Below are 23,353 nucleotides of genomic sequence, written 5' to 3'. Positions count from 1 at the left end.
AACTCAACGCAAACTTCGATTATAAATATCAACTGTTGCCTGTGAGTATTAACATCTAATAATTAATCATTATGGGTCCACACCAAAAATATTATATGAACCCAAGCAATAAATACTATTTAAAAAAATTACTTCAATTAAAAGAATCAAAGCATCTTTTTTTAAAGGATGACTATATAAATGAAATAGAAAAAATTAAGAAAGATTTGATAACAGAAATGATATTCTTTTCATACGAAAAAGACAACATCAATTTAAAAGACTTCTTTGAATTATAATTAGAAAATATGAGCTATAATATATCAGAACTAACCTCTATATTATTGAGGTCTAAGAACCTATTTGAAAATGGAGACATGACTAAAGAAGAATACAAAAAAACCTTAAATGAAATAGAAAAAGAGATTACGAGAATTGATATTGAATTTTTATTATCGAGAGATGGTAAAGAAAAAAGAAAACAGTAATCGCAACGTTTTTTTGTAAAACGTTTTTTCACGTTATCAACACGTTTAATTGAGCGTTAAAAAATGTTTATTCTCATCTGTTTTTCATTAAAAACCCTTATAAATAAAGAGTTTAATGTTATATAGTTCCCTTATAATTGTTAAGTAGAGACTATATAGAATTAAATGAAGGTTTTTAGGATTAAAAAACGGTAATCGCAACGTTAAAAAACGCAAAAACGATTCGCGTTACTTTTACGTTTCTTTCATGTTGAACATAGTAACGCAAAAAACGTATTTCGTGACGTATTCTTGTGACACGTTTTTTCACGTTATAAACACGTTAAATAAGGCGTTAAAATAACGTTTATTCTTATCTGTTTTTTATGAAAAAACTCTATAAACAAAGGAGTTAATGCTATATAACTACTTATGATTGTTTAATGAAGGTTTTTAGGATTAAAAAAGGTGATCGCAACGTTTGCTTCTAAACGTTGTATACTTTATTGTTTTTGATCTTATTTTCGTTCGATAAGTTATTTCTTTATCAGATAAATTTTTGCCACATCATCTTTCTTAATGAATAATAACTCCCTTTCTTTTTGAACATAATACTTGTTCTCATTTTGAAATATTAACTCTCCTTTTACCTTTTTACCATTCGAGAGTTCTAAAGAAATTTCAGACTTTTGGGCACCGCCAAAATTTGTTGGTATGTTAGAGTGAATGTGTGAACTGTATAAATACATTCCATAAACAATAAAAAAGGCTACTACTATAAATTTGAAAAATTTCTCAACTATATGATCGTAATCAAAATGGTTTTCTGTAAAAAATGACTTTATTGGCTCAAATTTCTTTTTACCATTTTGTGCCATTTCTATTTTAGCTTGAGCATTTTTTGCTGACAAAAAGATAGCAATAGCAAGGAATAAGAAAGTAGTTTGTGACTGCGCAAATTGTTTAAATTCAGGTATAAAAACATATGAATAAACAAAAACAAAAATAGACATTAGAATGAGAAGCCATTTAAAAAATGGAAAACTTATTCGATGAATTAATGTATTCCTTTCTTCATGAGTGAAAATTGCATCAGATAAATAAATGAATAGAAATACTCCCGGGATTCCAATTGATAACTTAGAGAATAAAAGGTACTCATTATTGTCAAATGGTAGACTAGTAATTCTGAGTAAGTAAAAAAGTCCATTTATGATAATGAAAAATTTAATTATAAGATGAGAAGTTATTAAAACATATGAATACTTCTTTAAGTTAAAAAAATCCAACTTAAATTGAAAAATAATATAGTATATAAATAAATATATCACGAAGGTTATTCCTGTAAAGATATTTCTCGGTTGAAGCAAATTGAAATCAACAATACCAAACCCCAATAAATACATATTATTTATTAGTATTCCTATTCCCGTTAAGCCAATTGATATAATAGATAATTTACCAATTATTGAGCTTAGAAAACCTGTATTCTGTTTGTTTGAACTTATATCTTTTGTCATTATAATATTTGATAGCGGTTTAGGGTATGGTTTTGTTGCGGAAAAATTCGCATGGTTCTTTTCTTTTAACTGAAAGACAGTAATTTAAAACGAACGGAACACGTCGTTAAGTGCTGTACTATTTCACAAATTATGTTTTAATCCTTTTTCAAAATGCCTGTTTTGTATTCCAATCTCTTTTAAAATACAAGAAAAAAGTAAAGCTCTGTTTGTTCGTGTTATTTCCGAGAGTTTTGACCCTTTTAATGCACGCTTTTCTAGTTTTTTAGTATAATGAGTATAATAATTCCTTGATGAAGTTGCTTTATGGCAATATTTATTCAAGTCTTGTATTTTTTCGATGATATACTCATTTTGATTGTTATTAACTAGCTCTTTTAATCGAGTTGCTAGACTTGGTTCATTACCAATTAATCTACTACTCAACCATTTTTTGTCTTCATCACTTAAATTAACTTGACTTTTAATATCTACAACAAGTTCTTCGAATTTTTCTTTGGAAATTCTTTCATTGTTGAAATTTCGTCGATGATAACTTTCTAATGCTCTTATACTGTCCATAAATTTATCTGAAGAAAATAAATATTTACTTTTAAAATGTTGAAGCATTAAAATAATTACTGATTCCATCTCATTATATAGCTTATACCAGTTCTGAATAATTTTTGGAAAATTATCCTCAACTTCTGAATATCTTACTATGTGTTGACCTTGATTTCTCAATTTATGTTTTTTACTGTAGAAAGAAGTACGGTAAAAACACTTGATGAATTTTTCTTCTTGGAATCTACCTTGTTCAGTAGTATAATCTTTGTCTTTTAACGTAATGTCAATAGGATAGCTTTGTTCAAAAGTAAGTAGAGTAATGAGCTGGACAAAGATGGTCACATCTTCAATTATTTTAGTATAATTAACTTTTTCAGAATAAATTAGATTTACATATGCTTCTTCTCTATATTTCACTGCATTGTAATCTGCATTCAAGCTAATAGGTGCATCGAAGCTAATGTATCCTTTACAATTTTCATCTAATTCAAATTCAATTCTAGGAACTTCTTCATAGTGCAAGGAATAAGAGCTACTTTGATTTCTAAAATCATGCTTCTGCCCAGTTTTAGATAACCATTGAAACAAATTGAATGGTTTAAATATTACTTTTTGAAAGTTTATTTCTGATTCTTCTTTGAAGTTATGACCTTTTATAATTATAATTGGCTCATAAATTCCAATTGTAATTCCAGTATGGTTAGTTACTTTTTTTGTTCTATACCAATTATCAATTAAGGTAATTTCTCCATGATTTGTTTTACCCAAAATTATTTCTTTGCTAGACCGGTCAAGAAAACTTGGATTAAATGTACCGAATAATTCTAATTTTCCACCAAATTCAGGGTCGAAGGTTAAAGTTCCATTTATCCAATCTTCATCATCTGGTAACTTCCACTGCCCTTTATATTCTATCTTCGATGTCATTCTGTATTGAATCTAATGGATTTGTGTATGAAACGTAGCGCGCAAAAAGACACTAACTTTTCGGATAAACACAAATCCGAATTTTTATACTTTATTTTAACTCTTCTCTTTAAAGCCAAATTAAAAATTTGGCGATTTTTGAAAGTAAACGCAAACATTTCAGTTTAGCACTTACTAGCTATGTTTTATACACGTTGATGTAACCAGTTATATTTTCATTAGTTCATCAATAGTTTTTTGTTTAATATTACTATAAACATCTTTTATGTTATTCTCAAAAATAAAGACATTGATGTCATAATCTCCTTTACCGAATAAATGCTGACTAGTCATTTTTACAGTAGCATAGGTTTTATTATTTTTAAATCGTTCAAGAAGCTCTTCGATTTTTACAATTGAATGATTGAGTAACATCCTATATTCGAAAAAACTATCATCTTTTTCCATTTCCTTTTTTATCATATCTGTTGTAATGTCGATAAATGAATATGGATTAGTTTCTATTCCATTTGGAGAAATAAACATTTTTTGTATTCTATATTTATGGTTTTCAGCCTCGTTCTGCTTTATTCCTTTTATTTGTGCAGAACAAAATATTTCGAGTTCAGTTAATCCGTGAATTTTTGAAATATTGAGCAAATCAGTAGTTATTACTGATAATTTCTCTTGATTTAAAGTTAGTCTTTTTAATATTTCAGAAATTTTGTCAGACAATGTAAGTTTTAAATTTCCAGGTAATGATTTGAACCAATCATTAATTCTGATAACATCAATCGCATTAGCTTCTGTATTCGAAGAGCCATTTCGATAATAAACTTTTCCAACCTCAAGACCTTTTAACTTTACAGTCGGTGTAATTGGTAATTCGTATTTTACTATTGGAAATTCAAGAATTCCAATCTTTTTGTTTTCATAATTCAGTTCGTAATATTTGAAAAATGGTCGTGGAAAAACTTTGTCTTTTACTTTCTCTTGAAGAATTGAGTCATCTATTGAATTTTTTAGCCCAATCAACTCTATATTTTTGTCCGCTTTTTCTTTTATTCCAAAAAGAATAAACCCATTTTCGTTTCTAATTGTATTTGAAAAACTAATAACGTCTTTTATGAATTTTGCAGTGTTTTTTAAGTCTCTGTCATTTGCAAAATCATAAAAGCCTTCTTTAAAATCTAAAGTTGAAGATTCACTTTTTTCAAGAATTTTAAGTAGTTCTTCGGTTGAAATCATTAATTCAGTTCGTGATTTGGTTTAATTGGCTACAACGAGAAAACAAAAACAATGTCTTTATCCCCACTATGATAAACACTAATAAAAATACACTTATATAAGCAACAACAATAATTTTTTGGTTATTTTTTGGTTATTTTTTGGTTGTTTTTTGGTTGTTTTTTGGTTGTTTTTTGGTTGTTTTTTGGTTGTTAATATGCCAAAATCAGCTAAAAAATCCATATAGACAAAGAGATTTAAGAATAACAACTATTTCAACAACAATATTAATTTTCACACCTCATTTCTTTTTTAATTAAATCTATGTTTACGATTTTTCCAATTCTATCAGATCCTAACCTAGTTCTAAGCATTATGTCTAAATTAGTAAGAGATTTGTCTTCCTTGTCTGCTATTATAACTCTATCAAATGCTGTATTTAGGTAATATTTTAGAGAGCTGTAATCTGTATAATCACGTAAGAATATATAAAAAAGAAATCCTCTACGATCTTCTTTCTCTCTAAATTTAATATCAACTCTCACATTATCCATTTCCGAATCATACTTTGACATTTTATCTAGTTCATTCTTTATCTCCAAGAATACTTTATTTCTATTATATTTCTGCCTTTCAGTCACCATATATCATGATACTTCGAAAGTTTTCATGTAGCATGTGTAGCAAAATCTTAAAAAATCTATATAACTATATATGTACTTCATATACGCATTATTTTTAAAAACACTACACATGCTACACTTTTTCTTTTAATGAAAAAGAAAACCACATCCCATAACTAGCTCTACCTTTACTAAAAACATAGCCTTTGTAAGCACTATATTTTTCTACCCACTCCATAAGTCTAGAAGTCTCCTTGTTTAAAAAAAGGTATTTATCACCATAAATATTTATTAGCTTAGATCTCATGTCTGGTAAAGAATATTTTGTCATGGAAGTGTAATCAACTTCCATCAGTTCAAAGAAATCTGCTGAAGTCTCATTTTTAAGCTTTTTGAGTATAAGCTCTTCATTATTATAAACTATTAATCCCTCTTTTAAAAACGTTTGAAGACAGAGCGACATGAAAAAATCAAATTTGGACCATTCGTTATCATCCCAGTCATAGAAAAATTCATGATGAAAATCATTTGAAGGTGTATGATCTGAATTATAGAAACTGTTTAGAAAAATATCGAACCTTCTCCTTTTATGACTTGAAGAGCTCCCTTTTATAGTATAGTTTGTAGTAAAAGCAAACTTTGGGCTTTCTTTATAAGGTATAATTAATGCTCCTTTATGCTTTTTCTCAACTGTCATTTCATCTGTTAAAAGAGAAAAATAATCATCAAAAATCACATTTCTAGGTGGATCATCTATTGATATTACACAAGTCGTACTCGTTACACCTTGTAGAAAAAAACGATTCCTGGATGGATCAGCATTCTTACCATTGATGATTAAAGTAGGTCGGATTTTACTAACGGATTTTACTATTAAACCTTTACCACTTCCACCTTGCTCATCTTTTTCAGAAAGGTTCTCATCATTAATGATTATTGCCTTTGTTAATCTTTGGTCTTTATATTTGTGTATCAAATTTCCAATTGCAGAAATAATACTCTTATAATGTTCTTCATTATTTGTTGAGTTTCGAAGACATTTATTATAAACATTTGGACTATCTTCATAGCACTCAATAAGAGAAAAACACCTATTTATTATATGATTTTGCCATACAAAATTTTTAAGATCCACATATGGTATTATAATAACATCCTTTTTAGTGACTTTCACTACACCATTTAAATAAGCTATATAACCAATATCTACAACATCTTTTAGAGGCTCAAACTCAACATCTTTGATACCGTGGATAAGCCCATTGTTTTTTAAGATTAAAGATTCACCTTGCTTATAATAAGCATTAATTAACTGATTATCGTCAAAGGATTCTACATGACTTAAAAGAAATTTAAAAATTGATTCTTTTGTGACCTCTGAACCAACATTATCTATAACTCGGATTAGCTGTTCTCGATAATTTCTAAATCCATTTTCATGTAGAAAACTTAAAATTAAGGTATGTTCAAAAGTAATAACTCGAGAACCAGATTTTATAATTTCGCTATGAATTAAGTCTTTATCGCTATCCAAATAAACTACTCTGGTATCACTAGAATTATTAAAGCCTGTAGTGGCTATTTTTTTGTTATCTTGCATCTGTTTGTTGCTGTTATAATAAACAATATTAAAACCCTATAGTACTGGTAATGCTATAGGGTTTCTCTTTTTATTTTCTTTGATACCTTAATGACTTCACTTCTTTAAGTGCATCATCAAGATCTACACGTTTAATAAAAACTCTACGACCTATTTTAAAAGCTGGTAATATTCCCTTTTTGATGTAATTATGTACTGTGAGATCTGTAACTCCTAATTCTTCAGAAACTTCTTGTACAGACAATTTCTCATTTTTATTTATTGCATTGAAAGGTTCTAATTTACGATCAATGAGATTTTCTAAATGTTCAAATAATTCAGATTTAGAAATATTTTGGAGTTGAACAATACTATTCATGCGATAATGTTTTAATTAACAATACCGCTAAACTAAATTGAATTAAAAAATTCAATTCATTATAGTAACTACGGAGTAGGTACTATGAATAAAAAAAGCATTAATAAATACCTTTAATTTCTTTATTTGCTATATTAAGTGCACTAGGTTTTAAAAACTTTTTACAATTTAAAATCTTATCTCTTCTAGTGGCTTTTAGTCGAAGATTCTTTTTAGTAGATATTTCTATATAGTTTTTTTTAATGTTAGTCCAATTCGTATTGAATCTTTCACCAAGTTCTTTATGTGCTGCGTCAGAGGGAAATTGTTCGACTGTAAATGATTCTCTTGCCTCCTTCATGTAGTATGCATAATAAGCTATCTCCAAAGCACTTAATTTATTTTTGGAATGTGAATTAAGCTTCAAATTGTCAATTTCTCTTTTAATGTATTCTAAAATACATTTTTTATCAAAGCAATTAGACCATTCATGTAAAAATTCTTTTAGCTCTTCATGTTCATTATTTAAAATAATTTCCCATAAGCAATTGGAAATATCCAAATCTCGTATTTGTATCTCATCTGGATCTGTTAAACAAGAAATAAACTGAAATTTCGATGTCAAATAATCAATTAAGAATTGATTAGAATTTCCAATTTGAACATCAAAGTAAGTATCCCAATTATAGTAATTAGTATCATCCGCCATATACTCTGGAAATCCCAATTGATCTTCATTATAAATTTCAGAATATTTTTTTTCTAAATATTTGATTTTAGAATCTTTATTCAGACACCCCTTTAAACTATGCTCTAAAGAATTAATTTCTAGAGTATACCCACCCGAAAGATGTTTTTCGACACAGAACTGTAACAAATAATATAATTCCTTATAAAACTCTTTTGAAATAAAATATGAAGTCTTATCATAAAAAATAGAGTATTCAAAACTTTTAGATTCTTCAGCTTTAATTGATGACTTATTAACTTCTGTTTGAAATGTACTTTTGCTTATAACATTTTTATCAAGTAGGATCTCTATTATTTCTTTGTTTAAAATATCAAGACTGTAATTTTGCAAAACACCGAAAAACTTGATTTCATTCATATATTAAGCTTTTTTGAGTTTAGGCAATTCCATACTACCAAAGGCCAATTTCATCGCATCTATTTTGGCTTCAGTATCAACTTTGTAATAACTGGTAAAAGTTTTTAAGTCTCGATGACCTGTCATTTTCATGATTGTTTTATCGGCTATGCCTTTCTTTTTCATTATCGTTATAAAACTTCGCCTTGCAGTATGCGTAGATATCCTATTAAAGAATGGTTTTACAATAATCTCTTTTTGTTTATTCTTATTCCTGGTATATTCTACATCAAAATCAAATTCAGCATTCATAAACACTTGCTTGATTAATTCATTCTGTTTTTGATTAGAAATTATTGGTAAACTATAATTGTACTTTTTCAAAATGTACTTCGTAATTTCAAACAACGGAATCTCCCTAGCTTCTTTAGTAACATCTTTATCTTCTTTAATTATCAAGACGTCATTAATAACCGTTCTTTTATTTACTAATGCCAATTCACCGTACCTTAAACCAGTTAGGCATTGAAAAACAAAAACATCCCTAACCTTTTCCAATGATTTTGATTTAGTATTAAAATCAAATATTTTTTTTATTTGACTAAGGTTTAATGCTACTTCTTGAGTGATTACACGTTCTGGCTTTTTAAAGTATCTAAAGTTATCATTATATGTGTGATTTTTTCTATAAGCCCAATACATAAAAGTTTTGAACAACCCAACATTTCTAGCAAATGTATTAGTCCCATGATCTAATTCTGTATAGCAATAATCTGTATAATCAGTGTAAAATTTTTCGTTGATGTTTGAAAATGTGAGCTTATATGACGATTGCTTTTCAAAAGCCAAGAGGTGGTTTTTTATATTATTATATCGTTTTATTGTTGATGGCTTCCATTCCTTTCTTTTTATTTTTTCATTCATGAACTCATCGTAAGCATCATAGAAAACATTGCGCCCTTTTCTACTTTTTTTAAAAGTATCATCAAATTCTTTTTTAAGAATATCAGAAGTTAATGGTTCGTTAAGTTTTCTTTGTAGTGCCAGAGTACTTATAAAAGCTTCTGTATAACGTCCTAGCTGAATATTAATTGAGTTGGCATTTTGGCTACGATCTTCTTTCCTCCCTTTTAGTTTTGGTCTATTGTTTTTAAAACTCCAAAACTTAGGTAATATCTTTTCTCCTGTAGAATATTTGAATTGTTTACTCTCAGAACTGAAATAACATGAAAAGAGAATTAAACTTTCTTTATTGCCATTCGGTTCTTTGAGAAAGAATGTGTACTTCATATTACCGGTTGATAGTATAGTTGATAATTTGGTTGATAATTTTATTATATTCAAATATAATTCAAAATTATATTAAACAGTAAAAAATCACTATATTTGAAGAAATAACAAGGAAATTAGGTTTGTTTTTAATTATTAACAACTAATAAGTTCAATAGCCTCCGACTCCACAGAGTAGAGCCCATAACCTTCTTTGGTTATGGGCTAATATATGTGATTTATATAGATTGCTTAAATATTCAAGAACTGGCATCTTCTTTTTAAGCAAATCAGTATTTTCAGAATGTTTTTCAGTTTATTATTAATTGTATCTAACACTATCAATAAAGCTAAGAAGATTTTTGGTTTAACACTTATAGTTAACATTATTTCATTTAAAAATATCCCCTTTTTAATAGATTAAAAAAAATTCAGGAGAATTAATCTTTAAGTTGTTTAATGTGTATAAGAATAATTTTTTAAATTATGCATATTATAAAAGAATGGTATTCTTTGTAAGATTTTTTCAACCTAATTGACTAAGGCAGCTAATAATTATAAATGAAAGACAAAATTTTGAAGTTACAAAGCAAGGTAAATATGGAAACCATTTATGGTAATTTTAACATAGCTACCTTTACAGATTCTACTGAAGATTTAATGCCTCATATTGCGCTGTTTACAGATCAACATAATTGGAGTGAAAATTTACCTGTTAGAATTCACTCCGAGTGTATGACAGGCGACCTCTTTGGCTCTAAACGTTGTGAATGTGGTGAACAATTACAACATTCGTTAAAGTTTATTCAAGAACATTCGGGCATTTTAATATATCTAAGACAAGAAGGCAGAGGTATTGGTATTATTAACAAGTTAAAAGCCTACTGTTTGCAAGATGAGGGTTATAATACTGCAGAAGCCAACAAAATGCTTGGTTTTGAAGAAGACCAAAGGCAATATAACGATGCCATAAAAATTTTAGATTATTTTAATGTAAAAAATATAAGATTACTTACTAATAATCCTGATAAATTGGATTTTTTCAATGATAAAAAAATTAATGTTGTTGAGAGAATACCTATAGAATCCCATCCAAATGAAACTAATTACAGTTATCTAAAAACTAAAAAAGATCATTTCGGGCATTTTTTGACAAAATTATGAAAGTAGATGATACGCTTTGGCAAAAATTACTGGAGTTAAAGAACAAAACAATAACTAAGAATATTTTGGGTTGGGCTTTTAATGGCAAGTCTTTCTCTGAAATATATAGTATTGTAAACCTTAATACTAATTACACTGCTATTTTGCTAAAGTCTAACAGCGAGCTCTCTGAAAACACTAATTTATCAAGCTACAGACGTATAAAAATTCCTTTTGAAGGACTTTTGTTTTTTGTTTATACAAATATTTCAAGTGAATTGCTTGCTGTCTTACAAAATTATTGGCCATTGAGTGTATTATGCCACCTCAACACAAATCTACCCTATATATTCATTCATTCTGCAACATCACTTGATGGTTATTTGGCAACTACCTCTGGTTCTTCTCAGTGGATTGGTAATGATGAAAACTTAATTCATGCGCATAGATTACGAGCTCTTTTTGATAGCGTTTTAGTAGGAGGAAAAACCGTTTTAAACGATAAACCCTCACTAAATGTTAGACATGTAAAAGGAGATAATCCTAAAAGATTAATTCTGTCAAACAAGTGTAAAAATTTATCTTCACTAAAAAAGATTGCTAATTGTAAAACTTATTTACTTAGAGATCTAGAGTATAGTTATGACGATTACACCAATCATTTCGATAAAATTATATCGTTTAAAGGAAAATCCAAAAAAGATAAAATATTAGATCTTCTTCAAAAATGCAAAGATGAAAACATAACATCCATACTAATTGAAGGTGGTGGCACTACTCTAAGTACATTTATCGAAACCAAATTCGCTAAGACCATTCAATTTCATATTTCCCCAATGCTATTTGGAAGTGGTATTAAAGCTGTAAAATTACCAGCAGTAAATCTTGTAAATGAAACTCATAAACTTAAAAACATGTATGTAACGCAGATAGGTAATTCGTTTATGATAACAGCAGGTTTGGTATGATTAGATCGTTATGGCATACTTCAACACAAACTGAGATTAGATCTACTAAGGTACCTAACAATATATCTTTGAAGCACTATGTTGAGAGCAAATACTCTATGATTAGCCTGGGGACTGAATCCTTAGTATTAAATAAAAGGGTTCCCAAAACTATTCAGAATTACATGACTATTCCTTATATGGAAGGTAGCTTCAATTTACCTATAAAATACGGTTATGCCTTATCTGGTATTATAGAAAATGGTGAAAAAGTTCATCTTATGCATCCTCACCAAAATAACTGTATAGTTGATGCACCTTCAATTTTTAATGCATGTCAAGATCTTCCGTTAAAACGCATACCACTTATTAGTAATCTGGAAACGGTTATAAATGCTATATGGGATAGTGATATAGACCAAGACAAAACTATAGCAATTAGCGGTTTTGGTAATATAGGATCATTATTAGCAGTTACATTGAAATATCATTATAACTTAAACGTAAAGATCATAGAAGTTAATTTGTGGAGAAAACTAAAGGCATCAGAATTAGGTTTTGAAATCTATGAAGGTAACGGTAGTTTTGATATCATTTTTAATACTGCTGCCAATGAAGAAGCGCTCCAATTTTGTATTGATAATACAAATGAAGAAGGGCAAATTATAGAATTAAGTTGGTACGGCACATCGAAAACAACTGTGAAGTTTGGTGAGAATTTTCATAAAAACAGACTGCGATTAATTGCTAGTCAAGTTTCAAGAATTCCAATACGCAAACGCAAGGAATTTGATTATTACAAACGTAAGTTGTTAGCAGTAGATATTTTAAGGCATAATATATTTGATAAATTGATTACCACCATAATTCCTTTTGAAGATGCCCCTGCTTTTTTTAATGCCTTACGAAATAACGATGTTTCAAATGGTCTTATTTATCTCATAAAATATTAAAATATGTATACTGTAAAAGTTAGAAATTCTATAATGATAGCACATTCTCTACCACATCCTTTTTTTGGTCCGGCTCAAAATATGCATGGCGCTACATATGTAGTGGATGTTACATTTTATTCTAAAGATATAGATGCCCACAATGTGGTCATAGATATAGGTAAAGCCAAGGAAGTGACTAGTGAGGTTTTAAGTCATTTAAATTATAAAAATTTGGATGAATTGCCACAGTTTAAGGATAAACTAACTACAACTGAATTTATGGCCAAATATATACATGATAGCATAAAAGAAAAGGTCAATGCGTTTTTTGAAGGGCAAATAAGCGTCTGCTTAGGTGAAACACATGATGCTTGGGCAAGCTACTCTGGTAAATAAACTATGATGGATATATTGAGTGATAAACATATTGAAACCTGGAGTATTTACAATGCTTTTGCAATGACCACTGCTTTAATCATAGCTTTAGTTAGTAAGCAATTAAGCATACTACTGGTCGTGTTTTCAATATCCATAATAGCATTGATTTTTATAAATCGTAAAAAATTACTTAATACAAGACCAATTTTTGGTATAGCGAATACTTTAACATTGGTAAGATTTTTAATTATTGTTTTAAGTTTTTATTTGATAAGCTTTAATGATACCAACTTACTTTTTTATAGCCTAAGTATAGCCGTAATATTGGATTTTTTTGATGGAATTGCTGCGCGTTATTTTAATGAATCCTCATTTTTTGGTCAATATTTTGACATGGAAATTGATGCGTTTTTTGTACTAATAATGTGCTATTTTTATTATACATACGGAGGTGTCTCGTGGTGGATTTTAATCCCTGGAGCATTAAGGTATCTTTTTAGAATATACACATTTTGTTTTCCAAAACCAGACGTCAAAGAAGACAAAAAGACATATGCAACCGTAATAGCCGCCAGTTATTTTATTATTTTATTAATTGGTTTAATCACTAGCGGCACTATTCAATTCTTAATCTTACTTATTGGATCATTGGCTATAGCGGTTTCATTTTTAATAGGAATTATTCAATACCATAAATGATACTGTAGATGAAAATTCAATTTATAAATTGCATACCTCTCAACGTTATTTCTGGTGGAAACATATACAATATTCAAATTATTGAAAGTTTACGACAAAATAATTTTGAAGTAGATTACAACCTTACTCCTTCAGATAAAAATTATGATATTACTATTGTTGACAGTCTTTGCATGGAAGAGATCGATACCAAATCCCTAAAACTTACACATCGTATTATAGCTCTTATACACCTTATACCTGAATTACCTTCTAATATTATTGATTTCTACAGAACTAACTCCTCATTTATTGTAACAGGAAACCCCATAAAACAAGAATTGATGGCAAAATGGAAACTCAGTAACGACAATATCTTTGTTATAAGGCCAGGCATACCTAATCACTGGAAGGCTAAAAATAACCACAGTATCAAGATCACTAACATAGTTATTAATGCTAATTTCATAGAGAGGAAACGTTATGAGTGGTTAATACCTATTTTAAAAAATATCAACAAATCCAATATTATAATACATATTATTGGAAATAACACCATAGAACCTAATTATGCTAAATCTATATGCAAGTCGTTAAAAAACAAGAGCTTAAAAAACCGTATCCATTTTTATTTTAATATTAGTCAAGATGAGATTTACAAAAAACTTGTTACAGCAGATTTATTTTTAAGTTTATCAAAGTACGAATCCTTTGGGATGTCAATTTTTGAAGCTATTTCAGTTGGCACTCCATGTTTAGCATTCCTTACAGGTGATATAGATCTATTTAACCAATATCCTAATTACATTGGTATAGAAAATCATAATATGGAAAAATTCTCAACCGTACTAAAAGATTTACACGAAGGAAAAATTGCGGATTATAATTTTAATATATCCCAACTCCCTATCAACAGAACTTGGGATAAGGTTAATTACGAATTTCAAACATTATTAAAGGGCTAATGCTAGACCTATTAATACATATAAGTTTTGCTATTTTCTATATCTCTTTAGGATATGAAATTATTTATGTAAATATCCCAAGCGTAGTTTCTACAAAAAAAATATTTTCTTTAAATAATGGAGATACTGAATATTTTTCTGAGAAAACAGAACAAATTTTCAAATGGTCAAAAACAAAAAAAATCATTGTTTTTGTTTTACCTCTTATAGTCACATATATATTATATCTATTACCGTTACTTTATCATTTAGATATGTTAGAGCCTCTTTATACAAACAGTAGTATGGCATATTTAGGTGTAGTTTTAGTTATAGTTGGTAGGATTATTAATATTCTATTTATACATCAAGCCAAAAGAAAAAGGATTAATAATGTTTTAATAACAGAAGGTATTTTTAAATTCTCCAGAAATCCTTGCCAAACAGGACTATACATTAGTTTAATTGGCCTTAACCTTATTTATCCTTCTCTAATATATATAGTATGCTTCATCACTTATGCTATTAGTATTCATTTTAGAATAATTATGGAAGAAGAATATTTAGAAAAAAAATTTAAAAAAGACTATATCTTATATAAAAGTAAAACAAGACGTTACTTATGACAGCAAATAGGCAACAAGAAGTTACAAAATGGTTTAACGGCACCTATTCTAAAAGAGGTAACTGGTATTTAAGACCTACAAAAGCATATTACATTTTTTTAGAGTTATTAGGCGCTAAAGAAGGTCAAAAATATCTCGATATTGCCTGCGGATTAGGTAGGCTATTAGAAGCTAGCACTGAATACGGATTAGACAGTTACGGCATTGATATCTCTAGTGTAGCTATAGAAAAAATAAAAGAAAAATTTCCGGATTTTAATGCAAGGGTTGCTAATGCTGAAGAGCTACCTTTTAATGATAAAACATTTGATCTGGTGACTTGTATTGGTTCTTTAGAGCGAATGCTAAACATCCCCTTAGCATTGCAAGAAATGCAAAGAGTAGGAAAGCAAGATTGCAACTACTGTATTTTGGTTCGTAATTCTGAAGCCAATAGCTGGAAGTACATTAAAGCCTTATTAAATCTAAAAAACAAAAAAGGACATCAAGATGCTAAAAATCTAGAAGAATGGACTACAATTTTTAAAACTGCTGGGTATAAAATAGATGGTGTATATCCCGACCAATACAGCATCATTAAAAAGCTTAAACTTAGATCATTCGGGTTAAAGAAAATAAACTATAAACAATTGGTTAATGACAACAACCCTATTACAAAAACAGAGAAATTTATTTTTTTATTAAAAAAAGATGTCTGAAGCTATAGTACAAAAATTATATAATCAATTATTTCTATTTGAAGGAAAAAATAAGAAAGCACCTTATCCTATTCATAAGAAATTAAAATCTGACACCTTTGGTTTTAATGACATTTATGAATGGATCACTAAGGCCTACTCCATAAATAGTAATGCAGCCATATTAGATGCAGGTTGTGGTGTTGGTTATGGTTCTCAATACTTAGCTAATTTTTATTCTTGTAAGGTAAAAGGTATAAGTATTAGTGATGAAGAAGTAAAAACAGCTAAAGCATTTGCTAAAAATGCTAGCATAAGTAACCTGGTTAGTTTCCAACAAAAATCATATGATAATTTAGAACCTAACAGCTTTGATTTTATACTAGCTATTGAATCTGTAAAGCATACTTTAAACATTCAAAAAACACTAAAATCACTTAAGAAAGCTTTAAAACCACATGGAAAACTGGTAATTATTGATGATTTATTAATCAATAATAATTACCCATCTCTTATAGATAAATATGCTAAGGATTGGGCACTAAAAGTTATCCTTAAAAAGGATGATTTTTTTCCCGATTTTACCATAAAAAAAGATCTTACGCCTTATTTAAATACTAAAAATTATTTTAAACTGAACATTAATATTCTAATATTAACCATTCTAAAACCCATATTAACGATTGCCCCAATTATGAGAGGTGGTTTGTATTTAGAACAACTTTTTAAAAAAAATATGATGAAATATTGTGTAATAGAATACAGAAAGAAATAGAAAAATGACATCAACCCTAATTTTTATACTTAGTTTTTTAGGAATCAATTTTTTAGTTTTTATTCCTTATTGGCTTATTGGCCAATTTGCAAAGATTGATTACCCTAAAAAATCTTTTTTTGATGAAACCCCTTATTTCTTTTTAAAAAAAATACTTTACCAAAGATATTCTGACGACTTTTTTAGACTCATTTTTGAACTACAAATTCTCACATTGCTTTTATTAACAATTAATGAAAACTATACAAGTTATCTCAAAATACCATTTATTATAGTTACTACATTATCCTTTGTATACATAACCTATATTTCTGTTATTATAAAGATTTTTAAGAAGGAGCCAATGCTTTTAAACGATATAGATTTTGCAAAAACAGGAATCATGGTATATAAAAAAAAGATTCCCGTAGCAATTATAACTATACTTATTTGTATGACCTTAGTTGTTTTTTTAAGTTATAGCTTATCTGACATTTTAATCTATAATTCAAAGCAAATTAAAGGCAAATGGGTTTTCAGTAGCATTTTAATAATCAATATACTTGTATCATTATATTCTATAAAAAAGGTGAGCTATAGTATATATCATAGCTGTGTGAGTTTTTCTTTAATAAAACATTTCATTTTTAATTTGAAAAAATGTATAACTCTAAAACAATCACTAAAAACTCTAAATAATGATACCCCCTACAATTACACAAAAAACATTACACTAAAAAATACACCTAATGTTATTTTAATTTTTTTAGAATCTTATGGAAGCTTCGCTTTATCTGATGAAAAATATGGAATAGAGATCAAAAAAAAATTAAATGATATTAACACATCAATAAACACCAAAAACTATAAAACAGTTAGTACACTAAGTAAATCACCTATATCATCAGGAGGGTCATGGCTGAGCCATTCTAGTATTTTATTTGGAGCTAAAGTTAAAGATATTGCTGCACACGAAGTTATTTTTAGCCACACAGATTATGCTTCAAATCTAGAGTCATTACCCAAATTTTTAGACAATATTGGCTACCAAACAACTATGAGCACCACCTTATCCTATGATAAAAACGAGGTAGATTGGCAAAAAATAAAAAACACTTATCCTTTTGATCATTTAATGTTATATGATGATTTTAATTACAGAGGTAATAGAGTACCAATATTTGGAGACAGATTTTCTTTACCAGATGAATACTCTCTTAATTATGCTTATCACTCTTTATTAAATTCATCCCCATATTTTCTATGTGTAAGCACTATAAATTCTCACTATAATTATATTTCACCCATAAAAACATTGAATCATTGGGAGGATTATAACACAGAGGATTTTAAACTAACAGATGGTTTAAAAAAGAATAATCTAAAAAATTATTTTACTGCCATCCACTATCAATTAGATTATATACATAAGTTTTTATTAAATAATGATTTAGAAAACACTATTATGGTTTTAATTGGTGACCATCAGCCACCATTTATAACGCCTGCAGATATTGATAAGTCTACGCCAATACATGTGATTGCAAAAAACAATGATTTTATAAACGCATTTAAAGAGTTTAATTTCACTCAAGGTTTAGTTCCTAATCAGCAAACACAAAAACACGAATCTTTTTTTTCAAAATTTCTTTATGCTATAAATAAAGTCTATGGTGAAAATAAAAAAGCAGAGCTCCCAATTTTTGAAGACGGTATACATCTATATTAACTTATGAATTTTCTTAAAACAAAAAATCCTTTTAAATCCACACTGCTATTTGGTGTCTTTTCTGTTTTAAGATCTGGTATTTCATTATTACTACTTCCAATATTTCTTAACTACTTAAGTCCAGAAGACTATGGAATAGTTTCTCTTGTATTAATCTATTCAGGTATTATTGCAGTAATTGGGTCCTTAGGATTAAAAAATGCATTGTATACATTCTATTTCGATTTTAATAAAAAAGATCGGTTACGCGAATATCTAAGTAATTTATTTATAGTTCATTTATTATCATTTTTTTTAATCACCTGCATACATATTCTTTTTGGAAATAATATCTATGAATTAATTTTCACTTCAAATGAAGTATCGTTTTATGATTATGGCCTAATAGCTTTATTATCTGTCTTTTTTGAAGTTATAAATAAGCTCTATTTTGTTTTTCTAAAAAATGAAATTAACCTCAAAATTTATCTTAGATATACATTATGTCTTATAATTTTAACCGCTTTTTTTCAAATTATATTTGTAACTCAATATAATTTGAAAGCATACGGACTACTCTTAGGTGCTCTAATACCTAATATTATAATCTTCGTTTTAATTTCAATTTCAAACACTTATTTATTTAGATTTAAACTTAAAAAAAAGTTACTATACCCATCATTGAACTATAGTTTAAAATTATTACCCTTTTTGTTATTTTTTGCTTTCGAAAATCAAATAGACAAATATTTAATTGAGTTGAATCTTGGATTAAAAAGTGTTGGTTTATATACTTTATTAATAAAGTTATTAGGCTTACTTATAATATCTCTAAATGCAGTAGACGATGGCATAAGACCTTTTGTATATAGGGATTTAAAGGAAGGAAAAGCAACGGTAAATAAATATTTTAATCTTTACATTGGTTTTGGCATTCTTGTTCTTACTCTAGTAAATACTTTGGGATATAATTTAGAGTATATTATTAAAAATACTGAATATCTGGTAATTAAAGATTACATCTTCACTGGTTCGATTGTGTTTTTACTGGTTATACCTGTGAGATTTTATGGTCTTCTTTTGGTCTATTATAAAGAATCTCTTAAACTGTCTTCAGTAACTTTTATCAAAGTAATAATTATGATATTACTTATGATATTTCTTATCCCAAAATATAAATTATACGGAGCACTTTATGCTCTATCTATATCTTATGTGATTAACATTGCTATGTTTACTTACTTTCTTTTTAAGAAAGTGAATTTATTACCAAATAAAAAGACACTTGTCTATATCCTAATATTTATTTTAGGCTCTTATTTTATAAATACATATTATATCCAAGAGGTCTTATTTACTATAATCTATATGATAATTTCAATTGGCTTCTTCGTATTTTTTTATATCAAAGATGGGTACACAATACTGAAATAAAAATTTTAATCGTTTAAGTAATTGCACTAACAGTTTTTAGAATTCCATTAGGGAATCATATAGTTTTTTAACTCACCTTATTTTTTGATTGGCAAATAATTAAAATAAGCTAACATTCTTTGAAACAAAGGAAGCAGCATAATTATAACCAGAAGATGTTAGCTTTGTTACATTATTACCATTAGAATCCATTATATAGATATGATGATTATTACCTTTATTCCCTCTCTCAAAAACTATCTTTTTATCATCAGGCGACCACCTTCCTCTCATGTCTATTAAAGGATGATTGGTAAGTCTTACTTGTTCTTGGTTATCAAGATTAATAATATACAACTCCATGTTTCCATTTTCATTGCCATAGTAAAGTATTCTTTTACCATCATTAGATAATTGTGGCATTAATTTATCTCCACTACCTTTTGTAAGTACTTCTTTATTAGAACCATCAGGTTTCATTCGCATAATTTGATATGTTCCATTAACTTCTGAAGAATAATAAATCCTATTATCCTTTCCCCAGAAGGGCATTGTATCCGATCTTCCATCATTAGTAAGATTAATAAAACCACTACCATCTCTGTTCATTAAAAATATTTCGCTATTTCCTGTTCTTGAAGAAACAAATACAATTTTACTACCATCTAATGACCAAGAAGGACCATATTCTGCACTTCCAGAGTTTGTTAATTGTAAATATTCTTTCTTCTTAATGTCTAATAACCATATTTTCCACCACCCAACACGTTCTGAGGTAAAAACGATAAAATTTCCATCTGGAGACAACATTGGACTACTATCTTTTCTTGGGTTATTAGTAATTTGTTTGGTTTTTCCATTGGTATCTATAAGATGTATATTATCTGAATTGTTTATTTGTTTTGTATACAATATCTCATAAGACTGTTTACTTTTGCCTACAATACAGAATAACATTAAGGCTATTATTATACTGAATTTATTCATATCAATGTTTATTATTTTACTTTACCAAAGCCACGTCTCTACTATGTAGGCATAGCATCGAAATCTGAATTATTGGTTAATTATAATTCTACTTTTGATTGTTATCACTCAAAAAAACCTATTGATATTCGTAATAGAAAAGTGATTATTATTTTCATCCTAAAAGTATTAATCCCTTAAACGTTCTGCTCTATCTAGAAAACCTTTTCCTATGAGAGGCTCCATAACGTGCTTACCATTTTTAATGATTTCTATAGAGCTCTCAACCTCAATACTTTGTAATATTTTATGGCTTTTTTTAGCAGTATTCATCCAGTAGGTATCTTTATCTCCTACAATAAACTGAACTTTAACACCTTTTAGCTTTTTCATTTTTTCTGTATTACTATTATTAGGGTTTCCTGCCATTCCTGTAATTGCAGTGAAGTATTCTGGTATTTCCATTACTAAATCAAAAATACCAGCACTATTAGCGCTAAAACAAACGGTATGAAATTTATTGCCTTCTACATGATATTTTGTTTTTAAGTGCTCTAATAGTGCTTTTATTTCCTCTATTCTATTGGTAGCATTATAAATTTCGTAGTTGATCAGTATCCAACCCTGACTATCTTTAACTCCTCTCCAATAAAAGCTTTGATCACTTACAGATTCTATTTCGGATGGACCAATCATTACTGGATAGGTTTTACTAGAATCAAAGTCTAGCGGTAGCATAACTGTATATTGCAAAGCTTTTCCGTTATAAGTAAATGTTTCTAATTTTTGTTGACTAACTACTCGATTACAACTTAAGTAAAGTATAATCAAAACAGGTATAATGCTATATTTTCTCATGGCTTTGATTATTTAATTCCTGCTATTACACCATCTAAATAAGCGTGTTGGTTTTCTGGTGCTTTAGTTTTTGCCAATTTGTAATATTTTAAAGCCATTTTTTTATTACCATCTTTTAAGTAGGCTTCACCTAAACTATCTATAAAACCCCAAATAAATTGATGTTCTTTATTTTTTTCAACGTTATAAGTAAAAACTTCAATGGCTTCTTTGGTTTTCCCTAATCCTAATAATTGATATCCATACTGATTTAATTGATACGGTGTACCTGTTGGTATAGCTTCTTCCATAATCTTCTCTGAACCTGCGACATCTCCCTTTTTTAATAATAAGCCTGCTTTTACCTGAAGGTTACTAAAGCCTTTAGAACTTGCTATGGATTTATCTATCCAAGTCATAGCCTCATCTAAGTTGATGTCATTTTGTAAGCAAAAATTAGCAGCCTGCATATGTCCTCTCCATCCAAATCCTGCTACACCTTTTAACTCTTGTCTCATGTTATCAACGACAACTTGTTTGATGTCGAATTCTATCTTAAAAGGGATTTGTGTTTTTTCCCATTGTAAAACAGCTGTAAGACCTTTGCTGCCTCTATCAATGAAATCATAACTTAGCCACTCTTGAAAAGGAATAGTTTTAGGCTTAACTGTTACCATTAAAACTAAATCTTTTTCCTCAGGGACATTTGATCCCCAAGATTGATTATACTTTGAGAACAATACCATTGCACTATCCTCCTTTGGCATTATGTATAATCCATAAATACCCGCAGCAATTTTTTGTCCCTCAACGGTAGCATCGTGCGTAAAGTGGATTGTTGTGTTTTCATTAGCTCCTGCTCGCCATACTTGATTATAGGGTACAATTCCTCCAAAAATCTGCCGTCCTTGTACACTTGGACTATGATAGTTAATTGTCACATCCGACAAACCAGACCGCTGTGTAATAGATGCTTGTTGACTTACTCTAGGCAATGTTATGTTTTGAGCAAATGTTACTGTTGTGAGCATTAGTACAAATGCTATAAACAGGACGTTTTGTGATTTTAATCTTTTCATCTCTTAATTGATTTATATTATAGAGACAAAATTAAAAGTGACCTTAGTTAAGTAAAATTAAATTGTGTTGAGTGGTTAGTTTTGTGATAAATGGTTAAAAAAGCTCAAAAAAACTATTCCTTTAAATGAAAACTTAACTATTCGTCACAAATTAAACGAAACATCACATTTGGTTATATAATAGTATACAAACCTTATAGTTTTGAGAAAAAAGTTTATTCATAGTCACTACCAAAACCAGCAGAAGTAATTTCTTTTTTAATGTCATACTCTTTTCCGTTATAACATAATTTTGAATTACCAACAGATATTTTTTGATTAGGCGCTATTTTATAAGCTCTAAGCATTTCATTATTTGGATTGCCAGGAAAACTGAAACTAGACTTTAAGGCTAGTGTTATAACATCATTAGAAGTATTAGATACATATATTATATTTCCACAAGAACCAGGTTCTTTAGAAAAAGACAAAAATGAAAGAGCATCTTGTCCATATAAATCACCATGAGCATCAAAACCTCCATTATTATCAACAAAAAGTGCACGATAAATCTCCATATATGACAACTCACTTATATGCTTTAAATTGGTTTCTGTTATATTTGAATCTAATGTTTCTGAAGTTGTTTTATCATTTTTGCAACCCAAACACAAAATGGCAATAACTAAAAAACAAATACTATTTAATTTCATATTAAGAATATATAA

25 protein-coding genes are annotated in these 23,353 nt (G+C 28.4%); 13 read left to right on the top strand and 12 right to left on the bottom strand.

All coding sequences use genetic code 11. From position 1 onward, the window contains the following. Nucleotides 1–71 precede the first annotated feature (71 nt). Together Q0912_RS02715 and Q0912_RS02710 are read left to right on the top strand one after the other, a co-directional pair. Complete coding sequence (locus tag Q0912_RS02715) at nt 72–278, top strand: hypothetical protein (protein ID WP_299111745.1); 207 nt, start codon at nt 72–74, stop codon at nt 276–278. A 9-nt stretch (nt 279–287) separates the two neighbouring features. Next, nucleotides 288–467 (top strand): hypothetical protein, encoded by a 180-nt coding sequence (locus Q0912_RS02710; protein WP_299111743.1) that lies wholly within the window; start codon nt 288–290, stop codon nt 465–467. Between the two features lie 515 nt (nt 468–982). Here Q0912_RS02710 and Q0912_RS02705 read toward each other — a convergent pair. From Q0912_RS02705 to Q0912_RS02670, 8 genes are all read right to left on the bottom strand, one after another. Further along, a complete protein-coding gene (locus Q0912_RS02705; protein ID WP_299111742.1) occupies nt 983–1,966 on the bottom strand; it encodes a hypothetical protein in 984 nt (327 codons plus the stop codon). Between the two features lie 123 nt (nt 1,967–2,089). Then, complete coding sequence (locus tag Q0912_RS02700; protein ID WP_299111739.1) at nt 2,090–3,439, bottom strand: HEPN domain-containing protein; 1,350 nt, start codon at nt 3,437–3,439, stop codon at nt 2,090–2,092. Between the two features lie 207 nt (nt 3,440–3,646). Further along, nucleotides 3,647–4,666 (bottom strand): ATP-binding protein, encoded by a 1,020-nt coding sequence (locus tag Q0912_RS02695; RefSeq protein WP_299111737.1) that lies wholly within the window; start codon nt 4,664–4,666, stop codon nt 3,647–3,649. A 266-nt stretch (nt 4,667–4,932) separates the two neighbouring features. Then, nucleotides 4,933–5,289: a hypothetical protein gene (locus Q0912_RS02690; protein ID WP_299111736.1), complete on the bottom strand. Its 357-nt coding sequence runs from the start codon at nt 5,287–5,289 to the stop codon at nt 4,933–4,935. 112 nt (nt 5,290–5,401) lie between these two features. Continuing rightward, nucleotides 5,402–6,868, bottom strand: coding sequence for a hypothetical protein (locus tag Q0912_RS02685; RefSeq protein ID WP_299111735.1), 1,467 nt, complete (start codon nt 6,866–6,868; stop codon nt 5,402–5,404). 70 nt (nt 6,869–6,938) lie between these two features. After that, nucleotides 6,939–7,226, bottom strand: coding sequence for a helix-turn-helix domain-containing protein (locus tag Q0912_RS02680; protein ID WP_299111734.1), 288 nt, complete (start codon nt 7,224–7,226; stop codon nt 6,939–6,941). A 100-nt stretch (nt 7,227–7,326) separates the two neighbouring features. Next, complete coding sequence (locus tag Q0912_RS02675) at nt 7,327–8,313, bottom strand: hypothetical protein (RefSeq protein WP_299111732.1); 987 nt, start codon at nt 8,311–8,313, stop codon at nt 7,327–7,329. A gap of 3 nt (nt 8,314–8,316) precedes the next feature. Beyond that, nucleotides 8,317–9,582, bottom strand: coding sequence for a phage integrase SAM-like domain-containing protein (locus Q0912_RS02670; RefSeq protein WP_299111729.1), 1,266 nt, complete (start codon nt 9,580–9,582; stop codon nt 8,317–8,319). A gap of 540 nt (nt 9,583–10,122) precedes the next feature. On the opposite strand from Q0912_RS02670, the gene ribA reads away from it, so the two are divergent. The 11 genes from ribA to Q0912_RS02615 are packed head-to-tail and all read left to right on the top strand — an operon-like array spanning nt 10,123 to nt 19,785. Beyond that, entirely contained in the window at nt 10,123–10,725 is a 603-nt protein-coding gene (gene ribA / locus Q0912_RS02665; protein ID WP_299111726.1) for a GTP cyclohydrolase II, read from the top strand. Beyond that, nucleotides 10,722–11,672 carry a RibD family protein gene (locus Q0912_RS02660; RefSeq protein WP_299111724.1) on the top strand — a complete coding sequence of 317 codons (951 nt, stop codon included), beginning with the start codon at nt 10,722–10,724 and terminating at the stop codon, nt 11,670–11,672. Before ribA ends, Q0912_RS02660 begins: the two co-directional genes overlap by 4 nt. After that, nucleotides 11,669–12,604, top strand: a complete 936-nt coding sequence (locus Q0912_RS02655) for a hypothetical protein (protein ID WP_299111722.1) — start codon at nt 11,669–11,671, stop codon at nt 12,602–12,604. The genes Q0912_RS02660 and Q0912_RS02655 overlap by 4 nt, the downstream gene beginning before the upstream one ends. A 3-nt stretch (nt 12,605–12,607) precedes the next feature. After that, complete coding sequence (locus Q0912_RS02650) at nt 12,608–12,982, top strand: 6-carboxytetrahydropterin synthase (protein WP_299111720.1); 375 nt, start codon at nt 12,608–12,610, stop codon at nt 12,980–12,982. A gap of 3 nt (nt 12,983–12,985) precedes the next feature. Further along, nucleotides 12,986–13,663 (top strand): CDP-alcohol phosphatidyltransferase family protein, encoded by a 678-nt coding sequence (locus Q0912_RS02645; RefSeq protein WP_299111719.1) that lies wholly within the window; start codon nt 12,986–12,988, stop codon nt 13,661–13,663. 8 nt (nt 13,664–13,671) lie between these two features. Continuing rightward, nucleotides 13,672–14,607, top strand: a complete 936-nt coding sequence (locus Q0912_RS02640; RefSeq protein ID WP_299111717.1) for a glycosyltransferase — start codon at nt 13,672–13,674, stop codon at nt 14,605–14,607. Then, the gene (locus Q0912_RS02635; protein WP_299111715.1) at nt 14,607–15,212 is read left to right on the top strand and encodes an isoprenylcysteine carboxylmethyltransferase family protein; all 606 of its coding nucleotides are present in this window, start codon (nt 14,607–14,609) and stop codon (nt 15,210–15,212) included. Before Q0912_RS02640 ends, Q0912_RS02635 begins: the two co-directional genes overlap by 1 nt. Next, nucleotides 15,209–15,910: a class I SAM-dependent methyltransferase gene (locus Q0912_RS02630; protein ID WP_299111713.1), complete on the top strand. Its 702-nt coding sequence runs from the start codon at nt 15,209–15,211 to the stop codon at nt 15,908–15,910. Before Q0912_RS02635 ends, Q0912_RS02630 begins: the two co-directional genes overlap by 4 nt. Then, entirely contained in the window at nt 15,903–16,664 is a 762-nt protein-coding gene (locus Q0912_RS02625) for a methyltransferase domain-containing protein (protein ID WP_299111710.1), read from the top strand. The genes Q0912_RS02630 and Q0912_RS02625 overlap by 8 nt, the downstream gene beginning before the upstream one ends. Nucleotides 16,665–16,668: 4 nt before the next feature. Continuing rightward, entirely contained in the window at nt 16,669–18,372 is a 1,704-nt protein-coding gene (locus tag Q0912_RS02620) for a sulfatase-like hydrolase/transferase (RefSeq protein ID WP_299111707.1), read from the top strand. Nucleotides 18,373–18,375: 3 nt separating this feature from the next. Then, nucleotides 18,376–19,785 carry an oligosaccharide flippase family protein gene (locus tag Q0912_RS02615; protein WP_299111706.1) on the top strand — a complete coding sequence of 470 codons (1,410 nt, stop codon included), beginning with the start codon at nt 18,376–18,378 and terminating at the stop codon, nt 19,783–19,785. A 99-nt stretch (nt 19,786–19,884) separates the two neighbouring features. Here Q0912_RS02615 and Q0912_RS02610 read toward each other — a convergent pair whose 3' ends face one another. From Q0912_RS02610 to Q0912_RS02595, 4 genes are all read right to left on the bottom strand, one after another. Then, nucleotides 19,885–20,751: a DUF5050 domain-containing protein gene (locus Q0912_RS02610; protein ID WP_299111703.1), complete on the bottom strand. Its 867-nt coding sequence runs from the start codon at nt 20,749–20,751 to the stop codon at nt 19,885–19,887. A gap of 168 nt (nt 20,752–20,919) precedes the next feature. Beyond that, nucleotides 20,920–21,588: a hypothetical protein gene (locus tag Q0912_RS02605; protein ID WP_299111700.1), complete on the bottom strand. Its 669-nt coding sequence runs from the start codon at nt 21,586–21,588 to the stop codon at nt 20,920–20,922. An 8-nt stretch (nt 21,589–21,596) separates the two neighbouring features. Continuing rightward, nucleotides 21,597–22,646: a DUF2911 domain-containing protein gene (locus tag Q0912_RS02600; RefSeq protein ID WP_299111697.1), complete on the bottom strand. Its 1,050-nt coding sequence runs from the start codon at nt 22,644–22,646 to the stop codon at nt 21,597–21,599. Between the two features lie 215 nt (nt 22,647–22,861). Further along, entirely contained in the window at nt 22,862–23,338 is a 477-nt protein-coding gene (locus Q0912_RS02595) for a hypothetical protein (RefSeq protein ID WP_299111694.1), read from the bottom strand. Between the last annotated feature and the right edge of the window lie 15 nt (nt 23,339–23,353).

Source organism: uncultured Winogradskyella sp., from assembly GCF_947498345.1.
Taxonomy (GTDB): Bacteria; Bacteroidota; Bacteroidia; order Flavobacteriales; family Flavobacteriaceae; genus Winogradskyella.
Note: the sequence above shows the minus strand (reverse complement) of the source record. Positions and strands in the feature narration are given on the sequence as shown.